The organism is Empedobacter brevis (assembly GCF_965118635.1).
GTDB classification, from domain to species: Bacteria; Bacteroidota; Bacteroidia; order Flavobacteriales; family Weeksellaceae; genus Empedobacter; species Empedobacter brevis_A.
The window spans coordinates 408,605-429,735 of sequence record NZ_CBCPHV010000001.1 but is presented as its reverse complement, the minus strand read 5'-3'; the positions used below and the strand labels follow the sequence as shown (position 1 = coordinate 429,735).

At 29.1% G+C, this 21,131-nt stretch carries 18 protein-coding genes and 1 other RNA gene; 7 read left to right on the top strand and 12 right to left on the bottom strand.

The genetic code is table 11. The features are described from left to right. Positions 1-10: 10 nt before the first annotated feature. Complete coding sequence (locus ACMHJW_RS01995; protein WP_413531756.1) at positions 11-973, bottom strand: glycosyltransferase family 2 protein; 963 nt, start codon at positions 971-973, stop codon at positions 11-13. Positions 974-976: 3 nt separating this feature from the next. Continuing rightward, complete coding sequence (locus ACMHJW_RS01990) at positions 977-1,546, bottom strand: DUF4199 domain-containing protein (protein ID WP_413531755.1); 570 nt, start codon at positions 1,544-1,546, stop codon at positions 977-979. Between the two features lie 188 nt (positions 1,547-1,734). Between ACMHJW_RS01990 and ffs the strand changes: the two genes are divergently transcribed. The 3 genes from ffs to yidC all read left to right on the top strand — a co-directional run bounded on the left by ffs (position 1,735) and on the right by yidC (position 5,388). Next, positions 1,735-1,833, top strand: an RNA gene (gene ffs, locus ACMHJW_RS01985) — signal recognition particle sRNA small type. Between the two features lie 80 nt (positions 1,834-1,913). Beyond that, positions 1,914-3,566, top strand: a complete 1,653-nt coding sequence (locus tag ACMHJW_RS01980; RefSeq protein ID WP_413531754.1) for a CTP synthase — start codon at positions 1,914-1,916, stop codon at positions 3,564-3,566. After that, entirely contained in the window at positions 3,544-5,388 is a 1,845-nt protein-coding gene (yidC, locus tag ACMHJW_RS01975; RefSeq protein ID WP_413531753.1) for a membrane protein insertase YidC, read from the top strand. The genes ACMHJW_RS01980 and yidC overlap by 23 nt, the downstream gene beginning before the upstream one ends. Before the next feature lie 90 nt (positions 5,389-5,478). On the opposite strand, the gene ACMHJW_RS01970 is transcribed toward yidC, so the two are convergent. Further along, positions 5,479-5,793, bottom strand: coding sequence for a GlsB/YeaQ/YmgE family stress response membrane protein (locus ACMHJW_RS01970; protein ID WP_413531752.1), 315 nt, complete (start codon positions 5,791-5,793; stop codon positions 5,479-5,481). 124 nt (positions 5,794-5,917) lie between these two features. Here ACMHJW_RS01970 and glmM point away from each other — a divergent pair, with 124 nt between their 5' ends. The 4 genes from glmM (at position 5,918) to ACMHJW_RS01950 (ending at position 11,163) form a co-directional block, all read left to right on the top strand. Beyond that, positions 5,918-7,300 carry a phosphoglucosamine mutase gene (gene glmM / locus ACMHJW_RS01965; RefSeq protein WP_413531751.1) on the top strand — a complete coding sequence of 461 codons (1,383 nt, stop codon included), beginning with the start codon at positions 5,918-5,920 and terminating at the stop codon, positions 7,298-7,300. A 92-nt stretch (positions 7,301-7,392) separates the two neighbouring features. Next, on the top strand, positions 7,393-8,778 hold the full coding sequence (locus tag ACMHJW_RS01960) for a tetratricopeptide repeat protein (RefSeq protein ID WP_413531750.1): 1,386 nt from the start codon (positions 7,393-7,395) through the stop codon (positions 8,776-8,778). 99 nt (positions 8,779-8,877) lie between these two features. Continuing rightward, positions 8,878-9,471: an ACP phosphodiesterase gene (locus tag ACMHJW_RS01955; protein WP_413531749.1), complete on the top strand. Its 594-nt coding sequence runs from the start codon at positions 8,878-8,880 to the stop codon at positions 9,469-9,471. A gap of 63 nt (positions 9,472-9,534) precedes the next feature. Continuing rightward, on the top strand, positions 9,535-11,163 hold the full coding sequence (locus ACMHJW_RS01950) for an acyl-CoA carboxylase subunit beta (RefSeq protein WP_413531748.1): 1,629 nt from the start codon (positions 9,535-9,537) through the stop codon (positions 11,161-11,163). Positions 11,164-11,212: 49 nt separating this feature from the next. Here ACMHJW_RS01950 and ACMHJW_RS01945 read toward each other — a convergent pair whose 3' ends face one another. The 9 genes from ACMHJW_RS01945 to ACMHJW_RS01905 form a co-directional block, all read right to left on the bottom strand. Continuing rightward, a complete protein-coding gene (locus ACMHJW_RS01945) occupies positions 11,213-11,788 on the bottom strand; it encodes a sugar transferase (protein WP_413531747.1) in 576 nt (191 codons plus the stop codon). 4 nt (positions 11,789-11,792) lie between these two features. Next, the gene (locus tag ACMHJW_RS01940) at positions 11,793-14,270 is read right to left on the bottom strand and encodes a polysaccharide biosynthesis tyrosine autokinase (protein ID WP_413531746.1); all 2,478 of its coding nucleotides are present in this window, start codon (positions 14,268-14,270) and stop codon (positions 11,793-11,795) included. Between the two features lie 2 nt (positions 14,271-14,272). After that, positions 14,273-15,055 (bottom strand): polysaccharide biosynthesis/export family protein, encoded by a 783-nt coding sequence (locus ACMHJW_RS01935; RefSeq protein WP_413531745.1) that lies wholly within the window; start codon positions 15,053-15,055, stop codon positions 14,273-14,275. Positions 15,056-15,057: 2 nt separating this feature from the next. Then, entirely contained in the window at positions 15,058-16,161 is a 1,104-nt protein-coding gene (locus tag ACMHJW_RS01930) for a glycosyltransferase family 4 protein (RefSeq protein WP_413531744.1), read from the bottom strand. Then, on the bottom strand, positions 16,148-16,894 hold the full coding sequence (locus tag ACMHJW_RS01925) for a glycosyltransferase family 2 protein (protein ID WP_413531743.1): 747 nt from the start codon (positions 16,892-16,894) through the stop codon (positions 16,148-16,150). The genes ACMHJW_RS01930 and ACMHJW_RS01925 overlap by 14 nt, the downstream gene beginning before the upstream one ends. Beyond that, positions 16,885-17,910 (bottom strand): EpsG family protein, encoded by a 1,026-nt coding sequence (locus tag ACMHJW_RS01920; protein WP_413531742.1) that lies wholly within the window; start codon positions 17,908-17,910, stop codon positions 16,885-16,887. Before ACMHJW_RS01920 ends, ACMHJW_RS01925 begins: the two co-directional genes overlap by 10 nt. A 99-nt stretch (positions 17,911-18,009) precedes the next feature. Continuing rightward, on the bottom strand, positions 18,010-18,993 hold the full coding sequence (locus tag ACMHJW_RS01915; RefSeq protein ID WP_413531741.1) for a glycosyltransferase family 2 protein: 984 nt from the start codon (positions 18,991-18,993) through the stop codon (positions 18,010-18,012). A 4-nt stretch (positions 18,994-18,997) separates the two neighbouring features. Continuing rightward, entirely contained in the window at positions 18,998-20,050 is a 1,053-nt protein-coding gene (locus ACMHJW_RS01910) for an acyltransferase family protein (RefSeq protein WP_413531740.1), read from the bottom strand. Between the two features lie 13 nt (positions 20,051-20,063). Beyond that, positions 20,064-21,128: a glycosyltransferase gene (locus ACMHJW_RS01905; RefSeq protein ID WP_413531739.1), complete on the bottom strand. Its 1,065-nt coding sequence runs from the start codon at positions 21,126-21,128 to the stop codon at positions 20,064-20,066. Positions 21,129-21,131 lie beyond the last annotated feature (3 nt).

Sequence of the window (21,131 nt, the reverse complement as noted above, 5' to 3'; positions counted from 1 at the left end):
GGTATTTTAATTAGTTTAAATTCAATTCTTTTTGAACTAAATATAATTGTTTTTCGCGATTATTACGAACAATTAACTCGCCCAAAAATCCCGCCAAAAATAATTGTGTTCCTAAAATCATAAAAACTAATGAGATATAAAAATAAGGACTATCTGTAATTAATCTCGCTGGAGAATGAGAAATATAAACTTTGAATAATTTCTCTATTCCTAAATAAAATGAAGCAAAAAATCCTAAAATAAACATTAATGTTCCTAATAACCCGAAAATATGCATTGGTTTATTTCCGAATTTTGATGCAAAGAAAAGTGTAATCAAATCCAAGAAACCATTCACAAAACGATTTGCTCCAAATTTTGAAACACCATATTTACGTGCTTGATGTTTTACTTTCTTTTCTATGATTTTCGAATATCCAGCATTTTTTGCCAATACAGGAATGTAACGATGCATATCACCGTACAATTCGATATTTTGTGTTACTTCTCTACGGTAAGCTTTCAATCCACAGTTAAAATCATGCAATTTCACGCCAGAAGTTTTTCTTGCAACTCCATTGAATAATTTTGAAGGAAGATTTTTTGTCAATTTATTATCTTGACGATTTTCTTTCCAACCCGAAACAATATCTGCTTTTTGATTTTTCAGCATTTTGTACAACGAAGGTATTTCTTCTGGAAAATCTTGCAAATCTGCATCCATTGTAATCACAACATCTCCTTTCACTTCTTTAAAAGCTGCGCTTAGAGCTGGTGATTTACCATAATTTTTACGGAATTTAATTCCTTTTACTTCTGGATTGAAGTTGGCAATATATTCTATAATTTGCCACGAATCATCTGTACTTCCGTCATCAACGAAAATAACTTCGAATGTAAAATCATTCTGTTCACATACTTTTTTGATTCTGTAGAATAATTCCTCTAAGGAATCTTGTTCATTCAATAAAGGAATAACAACTGAAATATCCATATGTTAAAAAACACGTTTTTTTAAGAATTGTGAAAACATCGCCGATATTGCGATGTAGAAAGATAAGAAAATTGAGAATAATCCGAAGAAATTTTTCACAGTAAATAAATTAAGTGTTTTATAGTCGTCCGAATTTCTAAATGTTTCGATATCTTTTGCTACTTTAGGATCAGACATATTTGATGTAAATGTGTCTAATAATCCTTGTTTTAAACTATCTTGAGCCCATTCTCCATACGTATTGAAGAACACAAAAATAACAATCAAACTTATAATTCCTCCAAGGAAAATAGTATAAAAACCTACTTTAAATCCTTCTTTGAATGTCATTAGTTCTTCTGATGATTGATGATTTTTTGCTTTACTTTTCGATAAATTAAAAATTGTCAAAAAACAATATAATGCATATAAAGGTAATACAATAAAACAGCAAATCATAAAGCTGTAAGTGTAATAATCTTTTACAGAAACGGTTCCGTTTAACGAAAAATATAAGTAAAGTGCAAAAAACAATACCAATGTAATTCCTGCAAGTACCAAAGAGTTTTTGAAAACTTTATTAAAACTAATCATTTTGCAAAGATAATTATATACTTTATTCTATAATATATTATTTTACATGATTTACAAGTGTAATTATTATCTATTTTTTAAAAGTTTAAACATTTAAAAATGAAATAGAACTGAAATTTATTTTAAAAAAATCTAAAAAAAATCTTCAACACTCTTTTATTTTTATAAAACTTTATTACCTTTGCATCAGGCAAGTCCTACACAACCAGCTCCTGTTGAATCCTCCAGGACGGGAACGTAGCAAAGGTATACGGTCGTAGCGGTGTGATGTAGATCGCTTGCCTATTTTTATTTCCTTAAATTTCACTCCACTTTTTTTTACCCCATAAATTATTCGTAAATTTGCAACCATTGATTTAAAGATTCAATGGAAACAAACAAAGCACCAAAGTACATTTTCGTTACCGGAGGAGTAACATCGTCGTTAGGAAAAGGAATCGTAGCATCATCATTAGGGATGTTATTAGAAGCAAGAGGATATAGAGTAACAATTCAAAAATTGGATCCCTATATAAATGTAGACCCAGGAACACTTAATCCTTACGAGCATGGAGAATGTTACGTTACGGAAGACGGTGCAGAGACCGATTTAGATTTAGGACATTACGAGCGCTTCTTAAACCGAGCAACATCTCGTGCTAATTCAGTAACTACAGGTCGTATTTATCAAACAGTCATAGAGAAAGAACGTCGTGGAGATTATTTAGGAAAAACAGTTCAAGTTGTTCCTCATATTACAAACGAAATCAAACGTCGTATCAAATTATTAGGTAATACAGGTGATTACGATATCATTATTACTGAAATTGGAGGTACAGTTGGAGATATCGAATCTTTACCATACATCGAATCTATTCGCCAATTAACTTGGGAATTAGGAGAACACAACTCTTCTGTTATTCACTTAACATTAGTTCCTTATTTAGCTGCAGCAGGCGAATTAAAAACAAAACCTACTCAACATTCTGTTCGTACATTAATGGAAAACGGGATTCATGCCAATGTTTTAGTTACTCGTACAGAACGTCATTTACCAAAAGATGTAAAAGCAAAATTGGCTTTATTCTGCAATGTTCGCAAAGAAAATGTAATTGAAAGCATGGATGCGGATACTATTTATGAAGTTCCATTTTTATTACATGAACAAAATTTTGACGAAGTTGTTTTAAAAGGCTTAGATTTGCCAACTGATCAAGAACCAGATTTTACCGTTTGGAATAAATTCTTATCAAATCATAAAAATCCTAAAAACGAAATAGAAATTGCCTTAGTTGGTAAATATGTTTCGTTACATGATTCTTATAAATCAATTACAGAAGCATTTACACACGCTGCTGCAACATGCGAAACGAATGTAAAAGTTCGTTGGGTATATTCTGGAGATATCACAGAAGATAATGTTGGAGAACAATTGAAAGGTGTTTCAGGAGTTTTAATAGCACCAGGTTTTGGAGATCGTGGAATTTTAGGAAAAATAATAGCAGCAAATTATGCACGAAGAAATAATATTCCAACATTAGGAATTTGTTTAGGAATGCAAATTATGGCAATCGAATTTGCTCGTAACGTTTTAGGTTATGAAAAAGCAGATTCAGCAGAAATGGATTTAACAACACCTTATCCTGTTATCAGTTTGATGGAAGATCAAAAAGATGTTTCGGACAAAGGAGGAACAATGCGTTTAGGAAATTGGAAATGTGAATTAACACCAAATACAAAAATTGAGAAAATTTACAACACAGCCGAAATCTTAGAACGTCATCGTCATAGATATGAATTCAACAATGATTTTTACAATGAATTTGTTGAAAACAATTTTATTCCAGTTGGTAAAAACCCAGAAACAGAATTAGTCGAAATTTTAGAACATAATCAACACCCATTTTATATCGGTGTACAATTCCATCCGGAATACAAGAGTACAGTTGCTTCGCCACATCCTTTATTTATAAGTTTTATCGAGGCAGCTTTATTGAATAAACAAAATGATTTATTAAATGCAACAAGAGAAAAAATTTGATTTTAACCAAACAATTGGTTTTATTTTAATTGCAATTCTTTTTGGCGTATTCTATTTTCTAAACAAACCTTCGGAAGAACAAATCGAAGAACAGAAAAAAGAATTAGTACAAAAGCAAGAGCAAGCGAAAAAACAGGAACAATTAAATAAAACAGCTACAACACAAGCTTTTCAAACTGTAGATCCTACATTAGCAAAAGATGTTGAAGTAAGTAATGATAAATTAAAAGTAACTTTTTCACCAAAAGGAGCTCAAATTTCTGATGTACAAATCATCGGATATACAGCTTATAATAACGAAAAAGACGGACACAAAGATCCTTTACATTTAATAAAAGATGGATCAAGTAAGTTCAACTTATCATTCAAAACAAAACAAGGTGCTGTTCTTAATGTTTCGGATTTGATTTTTGTGCCTCAAGTACAAAAAAATGCAAACAATACAATTGTTACGTTTACAGCAAATGCTCAAAATAGTCAAATTCAATATATCTATACAATAGGAGATTCTTATGGTATCGATTTCGAAGTTAAAACGCAAGGTTTATCAAACATTACTTCTGAGAAAAATGTAGATTTAGCGTGGACAATGGATGGTTTCAGTACTGAAAAAGGAAAAGATCAAGAAAAATATTGGTCACACACTTATTTTCAGTTCAAAGGCAACAAAGATATCGAATACGAATTATTTGGTGCTGATGAATGGGATGAAGAAGAAGCTATTTCTTGGGTAGCTAACAAACAACAATTCTTCGCAACTGTTTTAACAAATGATGAAGGATTCAAATCAACAAAAGGAGGTTCTAAAAACTCTGATAAAGAAGATTTAACTTACAGCAAACACTATCATTTAAACTCAAAATTAGAGTTGAAAAATAGTGAAATCAATTCTAAATTCACTTGGGATTTTATTCCATTGGATTATAAAATGTTGAAAGATTACAATGACAAAGGATTCCAAAACTTAATTGATTTTGGTTGGGGATTATTTGGTTGGTTGAATAAATATTTCTTCTTAAACGTTTTCAAATGGTTAGCTTCTGTAGGAATCACTTACGGTTGGGTAATTTTCTTGATGACAATCGTTGTAAAATTGATTTTATCTCCTATCATGTACAAACAATACCGTCAATCTGCATTGATGAAAGTTGTTCGTCCAGAGTTGAATGAAATCAACGAAAAATACAAGGATCCAAAAGATGCGATGAAGAAGCAACAAGAAACAATGGCAATTTATCGTAATGCAGGAATCAATCCTTTAGCAGGATGTTTACCAGCATTATTACAAATCCCTATTTTCTATGCATTATTCCGTTTCTTCCCGAACTTAATCGACTTAAGAGGTGTTCCTTTCTGGTTTGTAGACGATTTAACTGCGTATGATGATTTGATCAAATTACCAGAATGGATTCCATTCCTTAATGGTCATTTAAGTGTATTTGCTTTATTATATATCGTTGCAATGATGATTTATTTTAAAGTTTCAGGATCTATGGATAATTTCCAAATGCCACAGCAAGAAGGAATGCCAAACATGCAATTCATGAAATACATGATGTATGTAATGCCAGTTTTCTTCTTCGTATTCCTTAACAACTATGCTTCTGGTTTATCGTGGTATTATTTAGTATCCAATGCGATTAATATCTTTATCGTGTTGTACATCAAAAAATACATGATTCACGAAGCCAAGATTCATCAAATTATCGAAACAAATAAAACAAAACCTAAAAAACAAGGTAAGTTTGCGTCGAAAATGCAAGAGATGATGAAACAAGCACAAGAAATGCAAGAGCAACAACAAAAGAATAAAAAGAAATAAAAACAGAAAATCCCGTCTTAATGTTAAGACGGGATTTTTTTATTTAAAAGCTAAACTCTAAGATTATTTTTGTTTTCCTTAAAAAACTAATTATTTATTAAACATAGGAGCCAATAATTTTTTCCATATGTATAGGATAATTAAAGATCCTAAAATTGAGAAAATCCAATCAAGCGGACTAAAAAAACTTACCTCACCATCATGAGAAATTCCTAATATTGTTCGCATATAAGCTCCTAAATATGCTCCTATAATTCCAATTAGAGCGGTTATCCAAAATCCTCCTGGATCTTTACCTGGCATAATAGCCTTCGCAATTCCAGCGCAAATTAATCCGAATACAAGGTAAACCAAGAAGCTCCAAACTCCTGTAATACCCAACATAATAAATGAAGTTGTCATCATAATTAATAATTTTTTTTTATGGTTGAATAAATTGTTCAATAAAAACTTAACTAAAATTGTTCCAAAAAGATAAGAAAATTTTTTGTATTTCGTAAGTTTGTAAGACTATAAAAAAATAAAATTCATGTCTCTAATCAAATCAATTTCAGGTTTTCGAGGAACAATCGGAGGAAGACCAGGAGATAATTTAACACCAATCGATGCTGTAAAATTTGCAGCAGCTTATGGAACTTGGCTTAAGGAACAATCAAATCAATCAGAATATAAAGTTATCGTTGGACGTGATGCTCGTATCTCTGGACAAATGGTTTCTCAATTAGTTTGTTCAACTTTACAAGGATTAGGAATCAATGTTGTAGATTTAGGTTTATCAACTACACCAACTGTAGAAGTTATGGTAACTCATTTGCGTGCAGATGGAGGAATTATCTTAACAGCTTCTCACAATCCAAAAGAATGGAATGCGTTGAAATTATTAAATGCAAAAGGAGAATTTGTTTCTGCAGAAGATGGAGCTCAAATTTTAGCTTTTGTTGATAAAGACGATTATAATTTTGCTGAAGTTGACGATTTAGGTTCGTATGAAACTATTGATGATGCAATTGATATTCATATTGAGAAAATTTTAGCATTACCTTTAGTTAATGTAAAAGCAATTCAAGATAAAAATTTCAAAGTTGCAATCGATGCTGTTAATTCTACAGGAGGAATAGCAATTCCTAAATTATTGCAAAAATTAGGTGTAATACATTATGATATGTATTGCGAACCAAACGGACATTTTCCTCATAATCCAGAACCTTTAAAAGAACATTTAGGTGATATCTGTAAAAAGGTAATTGACGAAAAAGCTGATTTCGGAATTGTAGTCGATCCAGATGTTGATCGTTTGGCAATTATTGACGAAAAAGGTGAAATGTTCGGAGAAGAATATACATTGGTTGCTGTTGCAGATTATGTTTTATCAAAAACTCCTTCAGCTACTGTTTCTAACTTATCATCTTCTCGTGCATTACGCGATATTTCAGAAAAATACGGACAAAAATATTCACCTTCAGCAGTTGGAGAAGTGAATGTTGTTGTTGAAATGAAAAATATTGATGCAAAAATCGGTGGAGAAGGAAATGGTGGAATTATTTATCCAGAATTACATTATGGTCGCGATTCATTAGTAGGAATAGCTTTATTCTTAACTTATTTAGCTGAACAAGATAAACCTGTTTCTGAATTGAGAGCTTCTTATCCAGCTTATTTTATGGCAAAAAAGAAAATAGAATTAACACCAGAAATCAATGTTGACGAATTATTAGTAAAAATTCAAGACGTTTACAAAGATGAAGAAATCAATACAGTTGATGGAGTTAAAATCGATTTCCCAACAGAATGGGTTCATTTAAGAAAATCAAATACTGAACCTATTATTCGTATTTATACTGAAAGTACATCAGAAGAAAATGCAAATAAATTGGCTGATAAAATGATCGAAAGCATCAAAAATATTATTTAAAACAATATTTTTCAATTGTTTAATAAATGTGCAAAACTCTAACAATTCGTTATGAGTTTTGCACATTTTATTTTGTAAATTAGTCTTATAGTATGGATGAAGATTTTTTTAATAACGAATTGATTGAAGGTTTTGAGCAAATGCTTGACAATCGTGAATATAGATATTACGATTCTGAAGATTTGGTCGAGATTATTGACTTTTATATTGAAGTAAATGATAGCGAATATGCAAAACGTGCATTGGATTTCGCCGAAAAGATGCATCCCAAAAATCTAGAAATCAAAATTAAGAAGATTGAATATCTTCTTTCGATTAATGAACTGAAACAATCTGCAAAACTAATTCAAGAACTAAAAGATGTTGCGGCAAACGAATTTGATTATTTATTGGTGCAAGCACATTTCTGGGGAATGAAAAATATGCATCGAAAATCAATAAGTTTTTACGAAGAAGCTTTGCAAGTTAATAGCGAAGAAACAGATTATATTTGCAATAGTATCGGGAATGAATATTTGAATTTAGATGAAGTTCATTCCGCTTTAATTGCTTTCCGAAAAGCCCTAAAATTTAATCCCGAAAATGATTATTCCTTCTACTCTATCATTCAATGTTATGAAGAAATTCATAATCCTGAAGAATGTATAGAATTTCTGAAAGATTTTATTGACGATAATCCTTATTCAGAAGCTGCTTGGTTGCAACTTGGTTTGTTGTACAATCATAAAAAAATGTATGACGAAGCAATAAATGCACTAGATTATGTCATTGCAATCAATCCTAATTCTATTATTGGCTATACAAACAAAGCTCTTTCATTAGAAGAATTAGGTAAATACAATGAAGCAATCGAAACTTTAGAAGAAACATTAGAATATGATGATTCGCCAGCCGTTACACATATGAAGATTGGTGAATTATACGAAAAGTTAGAAAAACCTCAAAAAGCATTAAAAGCTTATCATATTGCGATAAAAGAAGATCCTCAATTGGATAAAGTTTGGGCAAAAGCAGCAGCACTTTACAACAAATTAGAAAATATCGAGGAAGCCGAATATTACATTCAGCGAGCAATGGAATTGAATGAAAATAATTACCAATATTATACCGATTCTACTTACTATTATCTGAAACAAATGAAGTTTGAAGAAGCGATCAAAAATCTTGCAAAATTGGTCGAATTGAAACCTTTGGTATTTAATACTTGGTATGCTTATATCGAAACATTGATTGCTGTAGGAGAATATGATCAGGCAATTGCTGTATTAATTGGTGGAGCTTTAAAGAATTTTAATCGTGCCGAATTTTTCTATCAATTAAGTAATCTTTATTATATTACGAATCAAGAACAATTGGGAAATGAAGCATTAGAAAATGCAATAAGCATGGATCGAAGTTTAAAAGATGTAATGATTCAACATTATCCCATTTTAGAAGAAAAAATTAATCAAAATTTTAGAAACAATAATAATCTATAATCCTTAAGCCATTTTCAAAAGAAGATGGCTTTTTTCTTCACAGTAAAATAACACCGCTTTGTTTAAAATAAATTAAATTTATGAAACTAAACAAATCGTATGAACTTTGTCGCACATCAATATTTATCTTTTGGAAATCCGCAATTGCAAATTGGTAATTTACTAGGAGAAATTGTAAAAGGAAAACAATATTTAGATTATCCGACAATGATTCAGAAAGGAATTTTGTTGCACCGTTCAATTGATACTTTTACAGATTCTAATATAATTGTAAAACAAAGTTCAAGCTACTTTCACGAAACTCAGCACAAATTTGCACCAATTATTATTGATGTTATTTATGATTATTTTTTAATAAAACATTGGACTAATTTTTCGGGAATTCCTTTCGAAGAATTTAAAACTAATTCCTATCAATTCTTTAAAAATGAATACGATTCATTTCCTAAAAAGCTGCAAGAAACCATTTTCTATTTATTAAAATATGATTGGTTCAACAACTATTCAACTTTAGAAGGAATTCAAAAAACATTGAAAGGAATAGGAAGTAGAACAAAATTTGAAAATAATTTGCATGAAGCGCTTCCTGAAATCGAAAAAAATTATCATTATCTCGAAAATGATTTTCTTTCATTTTTTCCACAAATCCAAAAACATTGTCAAAACTTTATCTATACAGATTTTCAAGTTTAAATTTCATTTTAAAAATTCGATAAAAATCATTAGTTTAGAGCAGTAAACAAACAGAAAACCACAATGGATTTAACTTTTAATAAAAGAGAGGATCATAACAAATTATTACTTTCAAAACTCCGTCAAAAACTAAATAAAGTTTACCTTGGTGGAGGTCAAAAAAGAATCGATGCTTTACATAGCAAAGGAAAAATGTCTGCTAGAGAACGTATTGATTATCTTCTTGATGATAAAAAACCGAGCATAGAAATAGGTGCTTTAACAGGCGATGAAATGTACAAAGAACATGGCGGATGTCCTTCTGGAGGAGTTGTTGTGAAAATTGGTTACATTTCGGGGAAACAATGTATTGTTGTTGCAAATGATGCAACTGTAAAAGCAGGAGCTTGGTTTCCTATTACAGGTAAAAAGAATTTGCGTGCACAGGAAATTGCGATGGAAAATAGATTACCAATTATCTATTTGGTAGATAGTGCTGGAGTATATTTACCGATGCAGGATGAAATTTTCCCAGATAAAGAAATGTTTGGTCGTATTTTCCGCAATAATGCAATTATGTCATCTATGGGAATTACTCAAATTTCTGCTGTAATGGGAAGTTGTGTTGCTGGTGGAGCATATTTACCAATTATGAGCGACGAAGCGATGATTGTAGATAAAACAGGTTCTATTTTCTTGGCTGGAAGTTATTTGGTAAAAGCTGCAATTGGAGAAGATATAGATAACGAAACTTTAGGTGGAGCAACAACGCATTGCGAAATTTCTGGAGTAACAGATTATAAAGCAAAAGATGATAAAGATGCACTAGACAGAATAAAATCTATCGTTGGTAAAATTGGCGATTATGAAAAAGCTGGATTTAATCGAATTGAAGCTGCAAAACCTGCTTTAGAAGAGAGTGAAATCTATGGAATTTTACCAGAATCTCGTGCAGAACAATACGACATGTATGAAATTATTAACAGACTTGTTGATAACTCGGAATTGGATGAATATAAACCCGATTATGGAAAATCTATAATCTGTACTTATGCCCGCATTGATGGTTGGGCAGTTGGAATTGTAGCTAATCAACGTAAAATTGTAAAGTCTAAAAAAGATGGAATGCAGTTTGGTGGCGTAATTTATTCTGATTCTGCAGACAAAGCAACTCGCTTTATTGCAAATTGTAATCAAAAGAAAATTCCATTGGTTTTTTTACAAGATGTAACAGGCTTTATGGTTGGTTCTAAATCGGAACATGGAGGAATTATTAAAGATGGAGCAAAAATGGTGAATGCTGTTTCTAATTCTGTCGTACCTAAATTTACAATTGTTGTTGGTAATTCTTATGGTGCTGGAAATTATGCAATGTGTGGAAAAGCATATGATCCAAGATTGATTGCTGCATGGCCTTCAGCACAATTAGCTGTTATGGGAGGAGAACAAGCGGCAAAAGTATTGTTACAAATAAAAGAAGCAACCTTAAAAGCACAAGGAATAGAAGTTGATGAAGTAAAAAAACAAGAACTTCTAAATGAAATTACTGCAAAATATAATGATGAAACAAGTCCTTATTATGCAGCAGCGAGATTATGGACAGATGGAATTATAGATCCATTAGATACACGAAAATGGATTTCTATGGGAATAGAAGCTGCAAACCATGCTCCTATTGAAAAACAATTTAATTTAGGTGTTATTCAAGTATAGACCGCTAAAAATATCAAAACAAAAAGAGAATCCAATTCAGGATTCTCTTTTATTTTTTAAATAATGTTTGAAACATATAAATTAAATCTTGCTTAAAACTCCAATTCTCTACATATTCCACATTTATCTTGACTTTATCAGGCCAAATAATTTCATCGTTATATGAAATTGGATCTTTTACTTTGGAAAGAATTTCTTCTTCATTCCGATATTTTAATTGAGCCGGACCAGTTATTCCAGGTTTTACACTCAACATAATTCTATCCTTTCCAATCAATTTATCTGCATAGCCAATTACATCTGGCCGAGGTCCAACAAAACTCATCTCTCCTTTTAAGATATTGAACAATTGAGGTAATTCATCCAATTTATAATCCCTAAGAATCTTTCCTATCTTAGTTATCTGATGTTGATTTGTAGTAATAGTAGATTTTGATATTCCTTTTATGGTTCTTATTTTATAAATCTTAAAAATCTTTCCATTCTTACCTACTCTTTTTTGTGTAAAAACTCCAAATTCATTGGTATTTATAGAACTAATTATAATTAACAAAACAATTAATCCCACTAAAAAAATTAGTAGGATTAATGCAAGTATATAATCAAATATGTTCTTTGAGATCATTCAACTAAAAGAATTTACTTTTAATTCGAGTAGCTAACCTTTTTATTTTACCGAAAGATGAGTTATCAAAGTTTTCATCTCCTGCAAAATAACCATAGCCATAACCGTAACCATATCCGTAACCATATCCATAACCGTAGCCATAACCATATCCTGTTTTAATTTGGAAATCATTAAATATAATTCCAACATTCGAAACCTCTCCTTCGTCGTATTTATTAGAAATAGCATTAATGAAGTTTTTCTCAGAATAATTATAACGAGTTACATACAATGTACAATCTGCATAACGCATTAAATCATACGAATCTGTTACCAAACCAATTGGAGGCGAATCTATAATAACAAATTCATACTTCTCTTTTAATTCTGATAACAATTCATCCATTCGATTACTCAGAATTAATTCTGAAGGATTAGGAGGAATTGGACCAGCTGTAATAATATCTAAATTTGGTAAAATTGTTCGTTGAGTAATCTGGTCAAGTGTTAAATCTCCAGCGACAAAATCAGTCACCCCAACTTTATTGTTAATATTGAAATCATCAAATATTTTTGGTTTGCGTAGATCTAATCCAACTAAAACAGTTTTTTTATCCATAGAACCAAGCGAACTCGCAATATTCATTGCATTAAAAGTTTTACCTTCTCCTCCAATAAATGATGTTACCAAAATCGTTTTATTCGTTTCACTGAGAACTGGACTTTTATAAAGATATTTCAAATTAGATCTAATTGATCTAAATGATTCTGAAATTCCAGATTTTGGATTATTAATTACAACTAAAGGTGAATTATCTCCTAAAGGACCAACTAGACCAATAATTGGAATATTTGTACGACTAGTAATATCTTTTAAAACTCGAACTTTAAAGTCTAACAATTCTTTTATAATCACATATACCAAAGGAATCAAAAATCCTATTCCTAATGCGATTAAATAATTTCTTTGTGGATTAGGGTAAATAGATCCTTGACCTTGATTTTTTGCTGGATCTATAATTGTAATATCAGAAACAATAGAAGCTAAGGATAAATCTGTTGTATTTAATTGACTAATTAATGTTGAATACATTGTACTGTTCAATTCAAATCCACGATTTGCTTCAACAAATTCAATTTCTTCGTAAGGCAAATCTTTAGCTTTAAATTCAGATTCAGCTAATTTGCTGTTTATCATCGATAAGTCTGTATTTAACTTTTGTAAATGAGCGTTTACTACATTTGAAATATTATTTCTTGTTTTTGATAATTGTCTATCTACTTCTCTAATTTCGTCAGTGTTAGCTTTAAATACTTTTAACATCTGCTCTCGTTTATTTTCAAGAGATTCTAATTGTTCAACATTTGTCATGTAATATGAGACATCTAGACCAGCAATATTAAGCGCTATTAAATTATCAACACTGCTTGATTTTTTAGGCATTAAACGATGTAGTGCATTTATCTTTTCTTCTACTGCAACTCTTTCCTTATCCAAAGTAGTAAGTTTTCCTAAAAGCTCCCCTTTTTTTGTATCAAAATTATAAACTCCAGTTTTCTTTTGTAATTCCTGTAGATTATTGGTGGCACTATCTAATTTATGTTTTACGACAGTAATTCGATCTTGAAGATACTTACGTGTTTTATAAGCAGAAAGATTTCTTTCGGACAATTCATTTTCTATTAAAACTTGAATTGAATTATTTAATAAATCAACAGCTTCATTTAAGCTTTCTGCATTTTTCGATACAGAAACAATACTAGAAATTTTAGATGGGTTTGATACACTAAAGTTTCTAGTAGCTCTGCTTGTTGCAGTTTTTATAGGAACTAATTTAAAAGAAATTATATTTTCAGAAAAAGGAATGTTAGAACGAGTTAACATTATTTTATAATTACGTCCAATCATCCATTTATTATAATAACCTATTTTAGGAAGATTAATTTCATCTGATTTAATAATACTATCTCTTGTAAATTGATAAAGTGAACCTTTATTATTCTCAACCTCAAAGTAAAAGGAATTGCTATCTTTTGGTTTGACTTTAATATCAACATTTGCCACCTGTTGATGTAAAGTATCTATATGAACATGGAAAGGTGCATCTAATTTGTAAATATTAGACTTTTTTAACCTCCCTTCTTCTGTATAAAAAATATATGATTCAGTTTTTTTAACAACTTTTTCGTTGTGAATACGAGAAGATAACGTATAGGTTAATCCATCTATTTTATTTGCGTTTCCTCCCCAAATAAAATTAATAGAATTTGATGCTAGCGTATTGTTAGCTGAATTATTATCTTTAATCTTAAATGTCGTATTTGCCGAATAAATTTTATTCAGTTTCCAATTATTCAAGTAATAAGCTACGCCTAAAGCAATTAAAATAGAAATAAGATATAAAGACCAAGCATTAAGTAATCTCGGAATTAATCTCTCTATATCAATAAAGTCAGATTGTTTTTTCTTACTTTTTTGATTAATGTTTGTATCAGTCATCTTTAAATCCTATCAAAAAATAAATAAACACCTAAAATAGTTGCTATAGCTCCCATAACAGTAGTTACTACTGTTAAAGGATTAAGACCTACACCCCATACTTTCTCTTTACGAGGATTAACTACAATAATATCATTATTCTGAATCCAATAGTATTCAGAATTCATAATTGATTCTTTTGTTAAATCAACATATACTTGTTTAGTACCATCTAAATCCGTTCTGATAATTCGTACATGTTTTATATCAGCATAGATATTATTACCTGCTCTAGCGAAAGCTTCCAAAAGATTCAAATCTTTTTTAGTTGATCTGAACGATCCTTGTTGAGCTTCTCCAACAATTGTATATTCAATTCCAGATAAATTTACGTCTATATATGTACCTTTTTCATCATAAATTTTATAGAACTCGTCTTGAACTTTTTTTCGAGCTTGCTCTATTGTTAATCCTTCTAAATGAATTTTTCCAATTCTTGGTAACTCAATATTACCATCATTTCTTACCAATACACCATTTCCTCCTTGTAAAGTATTTCCTCCAGATATAAAATCATTAAGAATCCCCATAGAGGCATTAGACGCACTAGAAATATTGATTAGAATTTGGTCTCCTTTTTGAATATAATATTCGGGTTTATCAAAAGCAATTTTACCATTTGCATCTAATTTTAAATTTGGATCAGGTTGAATTAATTGAATATCTTTTAATGAGATGCACGAAAGTAAATTCAGCAAAATCATTAAAATAGCGGTTTTAGTTAAAGTTGATTTTAAGTTAAGCATTTTTATAATGATATATTTTTTTTATTTTTTAATATTACAATAGATCTTAGAGAGATAATTAAACTTACTGATAAAATAATAAAAATCAAAAATAGTTTATTAATTTCAATATTTCTAAAATAATACCCAATGATTACAAAAAAAATGTTAATTATCACGAGTATTATTGAAGTTGTTATATGATTAAATCCTAATTTTAATAATTGATGATGTAAATGGTTTTTATCTGCAGAGAAAGGACTTCTTCTTCTCAAAATTCTTATCGTAAATACTGAAATTGTATCTACTATTGGAATCACAAATATAAAAAGTAAGAGTACAGGAGCAGTTTTTAATCCTAAATTTGAGCTTTCACTTATATAAAGAAAACGTATTGCCATAAAGGTTAAAATAAAACCAATCACCATTGAACCTGTATCTCCCATAAAAATTTTAAATTTTTTAGAAAGATTATATCTTCCAAATCCAATTAATACGGCAATTGTACTGATAGCTAATATCCCAATTCCGTAATCAAAAATTCGATAGAAAATATAAACGAAACATAAACTGATAACAATTCCTACTCCTGTGGCAAGACCATCTATTCCGTCTATCAAATTATAAGCGTTTATAAGAACTATAAATACAAATATTGTAAGAATAACGCCAACTAGATAAGGAATTTGATAGATTCCAAATAATCCAGAAAAAGAATTAATCATAATTCCTGAACCAAAAATAATAAAAATTGTACTTATTATTTGACCATAAAGTTTTTTATCTGGTGCAACAACTAAAAGATCATCCATAAGACCTATAAAAAAAAGAATTGTAATTGCTGAAAGAAAAAATGAATAATTAACTCCTAAATCCGTTGCAAAAATCGATGTCGAGACAACTATTCCGAAAAACAAAGCAACTCCTCCTAATGTCGGAACTTTGTTAATATGCGAACTTCTTTCTCCAGGAACATCCATCAATTGTTTCTTATATGATATTCTTATAATTTTTGGTATTGAAATTAATGTAATAATTAGTGCAAAAAAAAATGCCCCAAGAATATTAATATAAATTGGTGATATATTTAATGTGTAAAGATATTCTAATAACTTAAAGTTTCCCATATTTCTTTAATCCGTTTAGAGCCCAAAAAAAAGTATAATAAGCTGATTTAAAAAAGTTCATTTTTAGAAACTTTCTATAAACATCATATTGTTTTAAGGCTATATTTAATTTATTTCTTGAAACTGAATTTTCTCTTATTCTATAAATAGCTAATGAATCTTCTATTGCTCTAGCATATTTTATCTTTTTTAATAATTCAATCCACATTGCGTGATCCTCTCTTAACTCTACTTCTGGAAATTTCACAATCCCAATTACAGAGGCATCATAAACAGAAGTTAACATAGGAATTGGACAATTATACAGTATTCTATTATAATCTACTTTATCAATTGCTATAAAATCCTCTAATAGAGGTTGTAAATTCTCATCAACTCTCTTATAACTTGTGTAAACTAAATTCTCCTTATTCTTTTTTAAATAATCTACTGTTGTTTCTAAAAAATTGGGCAACCATAAATCATCACTATCTATGAATGTTATATATCTTCCAGAAACTTTACTTAATGCTAAATTTCTAGCATTAGCTGCACCTAGATTATTTTCTTGAACAAACAATTTTATACGTTGATCATTGAATTCACGAATTAATTCTACAGAATTGTCTGTAGAACAATCATCAACAATAATCCATTCCCAATTTGTATAACTTTGATTTTTTATCGATTCATAAGTTTCAGCTATATATTTCTCTGAATTATAGCATGGTGTGATGATTGATACTAATTCCATTTCCATAACCCGTATGCAGCTTCTTTATTAAAAATTGTTCTATAATTTGAGAAATTAGACTTGTGAGCTTGTTTAATTTGAAACCAAAAAATCAGTAATACAGTGTAAGACACAAAACTCATATAAATGAAATTACGTTTAAATTTATCCCCATTAAATGAATAAATCAATCTACCTATAGTCAATCCTAAGAATACTAAATAAAAGCCAGGTAATCTAACCCCAAAAATTCCTTTTCCTAAAAAGAAATAAAGTAATACTCCAAATACAAAAAGATTCCTAAAGTAGCAATATAACTTATCATGTAAAGCATATTTATTATATACTATAATAGATAAGATTGAAACAATTTTCACAAAATCTCCAATAGCCACACCATCACCTTCCATTCCTAATTGACTTTGGTAACTTTCAAACTTATCTTGACCAATTGGCATGAATCCCATTATGACTTCTATTATCGAATTTAATCCCGTGTAAAAACCAACAATAGAAAACACAACTAACCATCCTATTAATTTTTCATCAAACTTCATTGGGGCAATCCAATATGCTAAAATAAAAACTATGATAGATTCATGAAATTGATATCCAATAGTTATACAAATTAGGAACTTCAATAAATTACGATCAATAATATAACGAAATGAATATACCGCTATTGCACTTGCTAAACCTTGTCTAATATGCACATGTTCTTCAAACATAAAGTTAGGCATCGCGTATATAAATAAAACCAAAAAAGGAAAACCACCATATTTATAAAACGTTGTGGTTTTAAGAATTAACGAAGTACTTGCAATAATTAAGGTTAACATCCCAAAATCAAATCCTAAACCTACAAGTATCTTATTTAAACCTAAATAACCTTTTTCCATCCCAGCCATATAGGCAAATCGATCAAATTGAGCCCAATTAACACCCTCTGAAATACGAAAAGTTTCATAATAAGCAATCCAATCCGGACTCAGTCCATACCCTAATCCTGCAGTTAAACACATAATGACTACAATCAATATGTATAATTGTTTACTAACTTTCTTATTTGAAAATTCTAGAAAGGATGCAACAAGAAGAAAAGCAAATATGAATAAATAAATAAAACTCACTGCAAATTAAAATTTTAATAATAACTGAAGATTTATCAATGATAGATGGTAATAAATTCTTTTTTTCAACGGTAATGAATTTAAATAGTTTTGGTCGAAACGTTTATATTCTTTGATATCTTTTTTGGATAGTTTATACATTTTCAAAAAATTATTTAGTTCATCTAAGAGTTGTCTTTTTATCAACTTATTTTTTACATAAGCTACATAAGCCAAATAAGAATAATATCCTTGAATAATCTGAAAACGCTTTAATTCAGAGACAAATGTATTGTATTTACTTTTATAAAAATAATTTGTTACCTCATTTATTGCCAAAAACATATCAAGTCCTTTTTCTGTATGTGTTTTCGTGATAGAATCTTGTCTTTCAAAGTATTTATAGAAAGGTTCATTTATTTTTGAAATTATTGTAGAATCTAAAACTAATTTTGGAATTAATTCAATATCTTCAAAATGAATACCTACTCTAAAACAATGTTGCACAAACAATTCTTTTCTGAAAATTTTATTACAAGCAAAACAACTCATTTCCCCAAATAATGAAAAATCATCTTTTAAAACAATTTTCTCTGGCAATTGTGGTGATTGAGGCAAATCTCGAAATTCATTTCCATTTTCATCAACTTTAACCAAATCACACAAAACAATTTCCGAATGATGTTTTTCTGACATATTAATCATCTTTTCAAACATGAAACAATCAATGTAATCGTCAGAATCTATAAATGCAATAAATTCTCCTGTAGCATTTTCAATTCCTACATTTCGAGCATCACTTAATCCTCCATTTTCTTTCATAATAGATTTTATACGATTATCTTTTATAGAATAATCATCTATTATTTGTTGCGAATTATCTTTTGAACCATCGTTTACAACAATTATTTCAATGTCTTTTAACGTTTGGTTTAAAATAGAATCTAAACACTTTGACAAATATGCTGATGTATTATAAACCGGTACGATTACTGAGATTAATGGATTCATGTAATTATTTTTTAAATAAAATATTTTGCAACATTTTCCCTATTGGTTTTTCTAAATATTTAAAGCTAAACAAACCAAATACTAGAGACAAAACAATTAATGCTATTGGAATTATCCAATTGTTTTCTCCAAAATAAGGTGAAAGTTTTATAATAATTAAAACTCCTATCATTTGATGAATTAAGTAAATAGAATAACTACTTCTACCTAACTTAGCTATTAGCTTTCCTCCTAGAAAATTCAACCAATGATTTTTATATAAAAAAATAAACCATATTAATGCACTTATTCCTGTAAAATATTTTACCTCAATATCTTTTGAAGTAATAAATATTAAAACAAAAAGAAAAATCAAATAGAAGTTGTATGAATAATTTTTAGTATTAATAAACAACTTAGATATAACAATACCTACCAAAAACCATATTAAGAGATTAATAAAAGGTATGTAATTTATTATTTTATGAATTTTATTATGAATAGAAATATTCAAGACATTTTCTTCAGTCCCAAAAAAATACCATAAAATTGTTGATCCTATTGCTATAATACTGTAGTTTAATATAGCATACCGTTTGTTTAAAAAATATAATATGGATATAAGACCATAAAATATTATTTCTACCCAAAGTGACCAATAAGAAGAATCAATATAATCCAAATGTGTATTAAATAATTTATTAGGTACACTTGGTGAAATAAAAGTATTAGAAAACAGTAGGTTCTTGAAATCTTTAGCAGGTGGATAAAATGTAGTATCAAAAATATTATAAATACTAAATGTAATTATCGAGCATACCAACATTCCAGGCATCAAACGCATGTATCTTTTTTTTATAAACTCTAACAGGTTTTTAGTATTTTTAAGCGTCATAAAAATAACAAACCCTGATATTATGAAAAAAAACTGAACGCCTAAATGACCAAAATGAAATATTGAACTATCAAAATTATATTGATAATGATTTAAGAATGAACTATAAAAATGATACAACATTACAATTAGAATAGCTAAGACTCTGAAGCCATCAAGAATGTCAATTCTCTTATTTTGCATAATATTGATTTTTTTAAATCTTATCAAAAATTGATTCGTATTGTTCGATAATTATTTGTTTACTAAAACGTGAATGAATACTTTCTACAATTTTATTTTTGTCGTGCGATTCATTCAATAGTTCCTTTATTTTTTGAGCGAAACCTTTCGAATCTTCTATCGAAAAAATTTCGCCATTTATTCCTTTTTGGATAATTTCATTAATTCCTCCAGGTGCATTATTTGCTAAACTATATGTTCCGCAAGCGCCAGCTTCTAACAATACATTCGGAAAACCTTCGTAGCGCGATGAAAGAATAAACAAATCAGCTTGTTTTAAATACACAAATGGATTACTTATTTTTCCAAGAAAATTAACATTCGTCAATTCCAATTGTTTTTTTTGCTGAAGTAATTCTTCCTTAAAAGCACCATCTCCAAGAATTGTTAATTTAATTTTTTCAGTTTTCAGTTCTTTCATCACATTTAGCAATAAATCGAAACCTTTTCTTGGCGATAAATTTCCTATTGCAAGAATATTTTTATAGCTCGTGTCATAATCTACATTATCAATTTCTTCTTTTAATCGATTAATCAAATCAAAATCAACGGGATTGTTAATTTTATTAATTTTCTGAGGATTAATCTTAAAATGAGCAATCAAATCATTTTTCATATCATCACTTTGTGCAATGATTTGATGAAAATTATTATAAAAACGATAAAAAAATAAAATTTCTTTGCGCGTTACATGTTTCGATACAACGTTCGTTTCTCTTGTTATAAATTTTGTTTTCGAAAAAAATGGAATCAATGGTGATAAAAATGCTGAAATTTCTCCCCAACCTGTAAAAACAATATCAGGTTTCATTTTTCTGATTAATGGAATAATTTTGAAAATAGAATATCGAATACGAGAAATATTTAATTCAATTATTTCAACATCCGACTTTAAATGATTTAGATAATAACCTTCTTTTTTAAACAAAACTAATTTTGGACAGAATTTTGTTCTATCCAATTCATTACAAAGTGTTGTAATTACACGCTCTGCTCCTCCTTGATTAAGATCTGGTAATATAAAAAGTATCGTTTTCAAATC